This is a genomic window from Methanobrevibacter sp., assembly GCF_017432245.1.
In the GTDB taxonomy this organism is placed as follows: domain Archaea; phylum Methanobacteriota; class Methanobacteria; order Methanobacteriales; family Methanobacteriaceae; genus Methanobrevibacter.
In genome coordinates this window covers 1-7768 of the sequence record NZ_JAFRJO010000081.1, presented here as the reverse complement: position 1 = coordinate 7768, position 7768 = coordinate 1, and the positions used below count along the sequence as shown (strand labels likewise).

The 7768-nt window shown below is 31.6% G+C and carries 8 protein-coding genes; 6 read left to right on the top strand and 2 right to left on the bottom strand.

Features of this window, described 5'->3' with window-relative positions; genetic code table 11:
* The 3 genes from IJI80_RS06605 to IJI80_RS06595 form a co-directional block, all read left to right on the top strand.
* Positions 1-550, top strand: a 550-nt coding sequence (locus IJI80_RS06605) for a DUF5612 domain-containing protein (protein ID WP_292788702.1), incomplete at its 5' end; no start/stop codon positions are given.
* A 104-nt stretch (positions 551-654) separates the two neighbouring features.
* A complete protein-coding gene (locus tag IJI80_RS06600; protein ID WP_292788700.1) occupies positions 655-1359 on the top strand; it encodes an AzlC family ABC transporter permease in 705 nt (234 codons plus the stop codon).
* Positions 1356-1679 carry an AzlD domain-containing protein gene (locus IJI80_RS06595; protein ID WP_292788698.1) on the top strand — a complete coding sequence of 108 codons (324 nt, stop codon included), beginning with the start codon at positions 1356-1358 and terminating at the stop codon, positions 1677-1679. Before IJI80_RS06600 ends, IJI80_RS06595 begins: the two co-directional genes overlap by 4 nt.
* Here IJI80_RS06595 and IJI80_RS06590 read toward each other — a convergent pair.
* Positions 1676-2563, bottom strand: a complete 888-nt coding sequence (locus tag IJI80_RS06590) for a Dna2/Cas4 domain-containing protein (protein ID WP_292788696.1) — start codon at positions 2561-2563, stop codon at positions 1676-1678. The genes IJI80_RS06595 and IJI80_RS06590 overlap by 4 nt on opposite strands.
* Positions 2564-2945: 382 nt before the next feature.
* Entirely contained in the window at positions 2946-4058 is a 1113-nt protein-coding gene (locus tag IJI80_RS06585) for a DNA polymerase subunit beta (protein WP_292788694.1), read from the bottom strand.
* Positions 4059-4590: 532 nt separating this feature from the next.
* Here IJI80_RS06585 and IJI80_RS06580 point away from each other — a divergent pair.
* The 3 genes from IJI80_RS06580 to pheA all read left to right on the top strand — a co-directional run bounded on the left by IJI80_RS06580 (position 4591) and on the right by pheA (position 7656).
* On the top strand, positions 4591-5508 hold the full coding sequence (locus tag IJI80_RS06580) for a CBS domain-containing protein (protein ID WP_292788692.1): 918 nt from the start codon (positions 4591-4593) through the stop codon (positions 5506-5508).
* A gap of 252 nt (positions 5509-5760) precedes the next feature.
* The gene (locus IJI80_RS06575) at positions 5761-6579 is read left to right on the top strand and encodes a CBS domain-containing protein (protein WP_292788690.1); all 819 of its coding nucleotides are present in this window, start codon (positions 5761-5763) and stop codon (positions 6577-6579) included.
* Positions 6580-6831: 252 nt separating this feature from the next.
* Positions 6832-7656, top strand: a complete 825-nt coding sequence (pheA, locus tag IJI80_RS06570) for a prephenate dehydratase (protein ID WP_292788703.1) — start codon at positions 6832-6834, stop codon at positions 7654-7656.
* Positions 7657-7768 lie beyond the last annotated feature (112 nt).

Here is a 7768-nt window from a genome sequence, read left to right as displayed (position 1 = left end):
CGTAAAGGATGATGTTGGGACATTGAATCTAGAGCTTGATCATGTTGAGAAACTCGATGAATTAATCGAAGACTTAGAGTCTAAAGACTTTATTTTAGACATTGAAATTCATGGTTCTTTAAATGACATTTTCGGTAAAAGAGTTCTTATTTTCGGTGGTGGAGCTCAAGTATCTCAAGTTGCAGTTGGAGCTATCACAGAAGCTGACAGACATAATATACGTGGAGAGCGTATAAGTGTGGATACTATTCCTTTAGTTGGCGAAGAGAATATTGCAGAAGCAGTTGATGCTGTAAACAGATTGCCTCGTGTCGGTGTGCTTGTTCTTGCAGGATCCTTGATGGGTGGAAAGATCACTGATACAGTAAGGAAATTAAAAGAAAATCATGAAGACTTGATTGTGATTACCTTGAATATGCCTGGAAGTGTAACAGATGAAGCTGACTTGATTGTTACAGATCCTATTCAAGCTGGTGTAATGGCAGTTATGGCAGTTGCAAGCACTGCAGTATTTGATGTAAAGAGATTAAGAAACAACAATAAATTCTAATTTTCTCTTTAACTTATTTATTCTTATTTTGTACATATTTTTTGCTTTTATTTTTACTTATGGATGTGTTTTAGATTACTCGAAAAGAAAAGTTTGTAAACGGTTTGAAGTTAGGTATTCCAATTACATTTGGATACATTCCAATGGGTATTGGATATGCTGCCTTAGCAATTAAGGCAGGTCTGACTCCACTTGAAACCGTTTCAATGTCCATCTTCATATATGCCGGTGCAGGGCAAATCATGATAGCCACAATGTTGGCTCAAGGTGCTACTCTTTTCAATATTGTCTTGACTTCATTTGTACTTAATTTCAGATATTTTGTAATGAACACATGCATTTACAACAAGGTTGATGATGCTTCACTTGCTGTAAGAATACCCTCATCACACCTTGCTGTTGATGAGGCATTTGCAATGTTCATGCTAATGGAAGAGTCTTCCATATGGACTTATATCGGTCTTGCAGGAATTGCATGGCTCTCTTGGATTTTTGGAGCAATCATTGGTGTTATAGTCTTGAATGTGCTTCCTATAATTGTTGCAAACAGTTTCAATATTTCTTTATATGCTTTATTTGTAGCACTATTGGTTCCTGCAGTTAAAGAAAGCAAGGAATTGGCTATTTTAGTAGTAATAACAGCTATTTTAAATGTTGTATTGCAGTTTTTCATTGGAACTTGGTCATTGATTATAGCTATTCTTTTAGGTGCTCTCATTGGAATGTATATCGTTGATGATGATACTGTTTTAGGAGATGCCTATAAGACAGGTGATGAAAATTGCAGCAATGAGGAGGTGCAACAATGAATATTACCTTACTCATTATTCTTTGTGCACTTGTTACCTTCATTCCAAGGGTAATTCCAGCAATCTTTATGGAAAGATTGAATTTCTCTCCAAAATTCGAGAAATTCCTTAATTTGATTCCATATACAGCACTTGCTGCACTTATTTGTCCTGGTGTGTTGACTGTAGATTCTCAATTATGGTACATAGGATTGATTGGGGCTATAATTGCAGGTGGACTCGCATGGAAAAAGGTACCTCTTGGAGCTATTGTCATTATTACTGTGATTGTTTTGATTGCAGTTTACTTAATGGTGCCGTTTTTCCCAGTTTTAATTTAACTGTTATCACATAGTTCCTTATATTCACAGTTTTCACACTTTTTCAATCCAGTTTTAACTGTAGGTATTTCTCCTTTTTCAATTATTTTGTTTACATTGGTCAGCACTTTGAAAAAGCTTTTTCTTGCATCTGTATCTATTATTACAGTTCTTCGGGAAGCTATTTTTAAGTAATCTACATATGCCACTGTAACATAGGTGTTGAATTCCTGTTCTATTAGAAGTGCATTGGCTATTGCTTCCATGAAATCACCATCCCAAACCCCATTTACTGGAGGATTTGATGATTTTAGTGATATTGGGAAGTAATTTCCTTTTTCAACTTCGATTTTATCTATAACTCCAATCAAATCTAGACCGATGTCTCTTATAAGATAGTTATACATGCTGGTTGGGAAAAACAGGTTTTGGATTTCACCACCATCCTTATCAAGAACTTTCATGGATTGGGCAACTTTTAGAGAAAGTATTTTGATATTTAGGTTTATTTCATTGATCAGTTCTTTTTTTAATTTATTTAATTCGCCATCCTCGTCCTCTTTTTTTTCATCTTTCTTATCTATGAATTCTATTTCATCTTCTTTTTTTGGTTTTTCTTCTTCATCCTCTTCTTTGTTCTTTTCATTTATCTCTTCAATAATATCAAATGTTGTTTTGATTTGATTGTTTATTCCAATTGAAAGCCTCTTTTCAATTTCATTCTCATCCATGTCCTTCTTGATATGCCTTAAGTTTTTATGAAGAATGTCTTGTATGTCAATTCTAAGATCCTTTAATGTTTTAGAGATAAAATAATCCTCTTCCACGTCTCCATCAATATTGCTTTGAAAGTATAATTTCAAAGGACAAAACATATAGCTTTTGATTGTAGATACACTTATCATTTTTTTAACTCCATATTATTTCTGTGGATTAGTCTTTGTTTTTCATATAATAAATAATATGCAGTTATTTTTGATTATAATTTGTTAAAAATAGTTTATTTTATTAAATAGTTATAATTCTTTATTTTTATTAGAATTTAAGAGTTTTAAATCAATTTTTAAATTAGATTGAAAAATTGATTTTAGATTGTAATTTTTCCTACATTTTAATTATAAAAACGATTGATTAAAATAGGGTTTGTTATGTGAAATTTGTAAATTTTAATTCGTTTTTTAAAAATAGTTTAATTTATATTAAAATTATAAAAATAGTTTTGAATGTAGGTAGATAAATTTAATTAAAAATAGCAAATAATAAAAAAAATAAAATAAGAAATCCAGTCTAAACTGGACTTTCTCTTAACTTAATATATTCATTTAAAGATTCTCTAGTAGTTCCAACAAGAATTCTATACTTCTCAAACTCTCCATTTTTAAGTACCTTTTCTATTTTTCCTCTTGCGACTACTTCTTCTCCATCAACAACTTCTCCAGCATATGTGTGGGTAAGTGATGCTAGTTCTGAGATTTCAATATCAGGTCCTTCAAGGATTTCAACATCTTCTATTGTATATACTGCAGGATTATCAAAAGCTCCTAATGCGCTCTTTATTGTGCAGTTGACTTTCGCAAATCCTTCTGGTTCGTATACGGTATCTCCCCATGTACCTTCGATTTCGTCGTAGTTTCTTGTTGCTAAAATGTCGAATAAGGTTTCTCTAATGAGTCCTCTATTGCTTTTACGTTCTTCATACCAAGCGAACTCTTCTTTAGTTAGGGAGTCGTCTTTTATTCTCTTATCATATACAAAGTCCCAGAAGTCATCATTGATTCTGTTTAATGTGATTGATTTGTCTAACTCGTCTATGAAAACAGCTTTGTCCTTGTTATCCTTGTATGCCTTGATTGCATTTCTATGGTTTTCAAGGCCGTAGACTACAAAGTCAAGGTCTGAAGTTCCTGCCTTTTGAAGTCCTGGCAAGATTGATCCTGAGATTCCAAGGTCATCGTAATCGATTCCAGCTACATAATGGAAAAAGTCTGATAAGTCAAATAATTTGCTTAAGAGTTCTTCTTTATAGTCAAGTTCTTCACCATTTGCTACTTTAGTGTTAATCTCATCATAGTAGGTTGCTCTAAGCCCTTTCAATCTTTCTTCTGGCTTGATGATTCTTTCAACCTTGTCAATAGGAACTCCCATCATTTCTACATTGGTTACGTCACAGAAGTATAGGTAATCTGGATGGTTTTCCCTAAGGTATGCATAAGCTTCTTCAGATCCGACTTTGGAATATCTGATTCCGTCCTTTTCCCTATCTCCATTTTCATCTGGAATGTATCTTAAAAAGCAGATAATCCTATCTTCTGGGTGAATGTAATTGGTTGAAGCGAATAATAATCCATCTGTACTTATGATAAAATCTCTTGTTCTTACAGTTTTTTTAGTTTTGTCCATTTTAATCCCTAAATGTAATTCTTAAATTATTTTTATTAATATTTATTATGTATTCTTATTATTAATAAAGTATAATAATTTTGTTTAATTTATTTGATTTTTAAGTAAATTTTTAAATACTTTTTAAGTTAATAAAAATTAAATCGATAATAATATTAACTATCAAAACCTATCTAATATTGTAGTTAGTTCTATGTCATTTTTTCAAATTTTATATTTGAATTTCTAGAGAGTTTTTACCATAAAAAGCTTGAATGATAGGAATAATGGCATACGAGAACTTCCAACAAATCCATAATTTCAAAAATAGATTATGAATCGTTTATTATTGTAACTACTTAATTATAGACTTTATTTCTATATCGTTAAATTGGATGTGAATCTATGAGGTTTTTTAGACTCTTTGAGACTAATAATAAACAATTGGATTTGTCATCTGGTTAATGGTATTTCCCAGAGTTCTATAACTTGATTGTTATGATATGATTTGTAATTTAGACCTGGAAGAATTATTAAATCCGGAGGTGTCGTAATGAAAGACAAAAACACTAAAAACTTGAGAAAATCTATGAATCGTGGTTCTGTTGAACATGAAACAAAAGTAGCTGATAATGAGGGCGAAATCATGACTCTCGCTAAAAAAGATGTCATTAGCATCCCTCCAACCAAGTCCATTAAGGAAGCTGCTGAAATGATGATAGAACATGGATTCAGAAGATTACCAGTAACCCATCCTGGCTCAAATAAACTTTTGGGTATTGTAACTGCTATGGATATTCTTGACTTCCTTGGTGGAGGAAGCAAATTTGATATAATAGAAAAGAAACATGATGACAACTTCTTGGCAGCAATCAATGATCATGTTAAAGAGATTATGACAAGAGATGTTATTTCTATCAGCCCTAAATTTTCTATTAGAGAAAGTGTTGATTTAATGACCGAAAACGGCATTGGATCCTTACCTATTGTAGATAAAGAAGATAAATTAGTGGGAATAGTCACTGAAAGAGATTTCGCATTAGCACTTGCAGGATCATTGACTAATGAGACTGTAGGTGATATCATGATTAAGGATGTTATCACTACCACTCCTGGAACACCTATTGAAAGCTGTTCCAAAATTATGGTAAGAAATAACTTAAGAAGAATTCCTGTTGTTGAAGAAGAGAAATTAATAGGAATTGTTACTTCAACTGATATCTTAAGATTCTTTGGTGATAAAGAAATGTTTGCTTCTATGACCTCTAATAGTGGTTTAGATGTTTTAAAAAGAAAAATTTCTGAAATCATTAAACCAAACATATTAGTAACTGAATCTAGTGTTAGATTAGGAGACTTATGTGAATTATTAGCTGAAAAGAACATTGGTGGTGTTCCTGTAGTTGATGATGATCAACTTGTAGGAATTGTCACTGAAAGAGATATTTTAAATACAGTTCTTAAAGAATAATTAGATTTATTTCTAATTGGATTATTATTAATTCCTTTAAAATAATCCATTTTCTTTAAGTATTTTTGTGATTGCTCTTCTTTATGAAGACCAATCGGGTAGCTATTGTTGAACTTTTAAGAGATAGCTATTGGTAGGTTAAGTTTATATCTTTGATTAGATACGCTATAGATTTATTGCAATCCAAATAGAATCAATTCATTTGGATTCTTTCTAATAGCTATTTCATTGGATTTTATCGTTGGTGTTATTATGAAAATCAAAAATATAATGTCTGAAAATGTGGTATCTATTGATAAGAATTTAAACATATGTGATTGTCTAAGAATGATGTATAAGGATAACTTATCTAGAATACCAGTCACTAGTACCAATGAAAATAAAAAAGTTTTAGTCGGAATTATCTCAGAAAAAGATATAGCTAATAAATTAGGCTCCGCTAAATATGGTAATATGGCTCCTTCACATTTCCACGTATCCACTGTAATGGTCAAGGACTTGATTACAGTTGATGAGGATGATGATGTGACTGAAGTGGCAAAAATCTTGATTGAAAAGAACATTGGTGCCATTCCAGTTCTATCTGATGGTGAAATGGTTGGAATCGTAACTAAATCTGATTTCATATATTTATGCAAAGCAAAAGCATATGAAAAGATTTCAGTTAAGGATATTATGACAACAGATATTATTTCAATATCTGCTGAGGATCGTTTAGTTCATGCAAGAAAAGTCATAATGGACTCAGGTGTCGGACGTTTATTACTCACTGAAGACAATGAGCTTGCAGGAATTATTACTTCAAAGGACATTGCAAAGGCATTTGTTTCATTCAGGAAACATACTCCTGACAAGTATCAGTCATCTCAAATCAAAGAGTTGATTGCAGGAGATTACATGTCTACAAATGTGGAAACAATCTCACAATATGCATCAATTCCACAGCTTGCTGATGCAATGTTGGAAACTGGTTATAATGGTTACCCTGTAGTTGATGATGAAGATCAAATTATAGGAATAGTAACTCAATCAGATTTGCTAAAATTGATTTATGAGATGGAAACTCAATAACTGAGTCATTTTCTGGTTGATTTTAGTTTTAAGCATAAGATTTTCTTATGCTTTATTTTTCTTTTTTTCTATTTTTTGTTTAAATTTTATTTCATTGCTCTTATTTTTCTATTTTGTAATATTTTTATGCATTATTTTGAATTTACTTAGGTTATTTAAGTTATTTTTACCGTATTGCTTTTATACTATGATTAATATATAAAAAATAGTAAATATTAAAGAATTATTTTTTTTAACTGGAGTTTTATTATGATAAAGGATAAAGTTGCATTTTTAGGACCTCAAGGAACATTCTCTCATGAAGCTGCATCATTGGTCAGTGACAATTTGATTTCCTACTGTTCAATACAACAGGTGATGGGTGCTGTTGAAAGTGGGGAATGCGTATGTGGTATTGTACCGATTGAAAATTCAATTGAAGGTCCGGTTAGCTTGACTTTAGATTCCTTGATTCATAATTTTGACTTGAAAATCAAAAACGAGATTGTCATTCCAATCAATCATAACCTATTGGCTGCTAAGGAAATGACTGTAGATGAAGTTGAGAACGTTTATTCACATTCACAGGCTTTAGGCCAATGCCAACCTTATTTGGAAAGGCATGGAATCACTGCACATTACACCTTAAGCACTGCAGCTGCTGCTAAAAGGGTTGCAGAAACCGGAGAAGATGCAGCTATTGGAACATTGAAGGCAGCGGAATTGTATGGTTTGAAGGTAATTGATACAAACATTCAAGAGAATTTCAACAATGAAACCCGTTTTGTCGTTTTGGATAATGATGATTCTCCAATCACAGGAAATGACAAGACTTCCATTTCATTTTCATTGTTTGAGGATAAGCCAGGGGGACTTTACGAGCTTTTAGGTCTCTTTGCAGAGAATGATGTTAACTTGACTAAAATCGAATCCAGACCTTCTAAAGAAGGATTAGGTCATTACATCTTTTTCATAGATCTTGAAGGACATAGATTGGATGAGGATATAGGAAGCATTTTGAAACATTTAGAGGATAATACTTCTTTCTTTAAGATTTTAGGGTCTTATCCTGTATTTAGTGAAGATTTATTCAAATGATCTTATCATTTCATGTCTATTTTTTTAAAATTCAAGGATTTTATCCGATTTTTATTCACAGAATTTTTTAAAATTTTATCTATTTTTTAACTTTTCATTTAGTATAATTTAT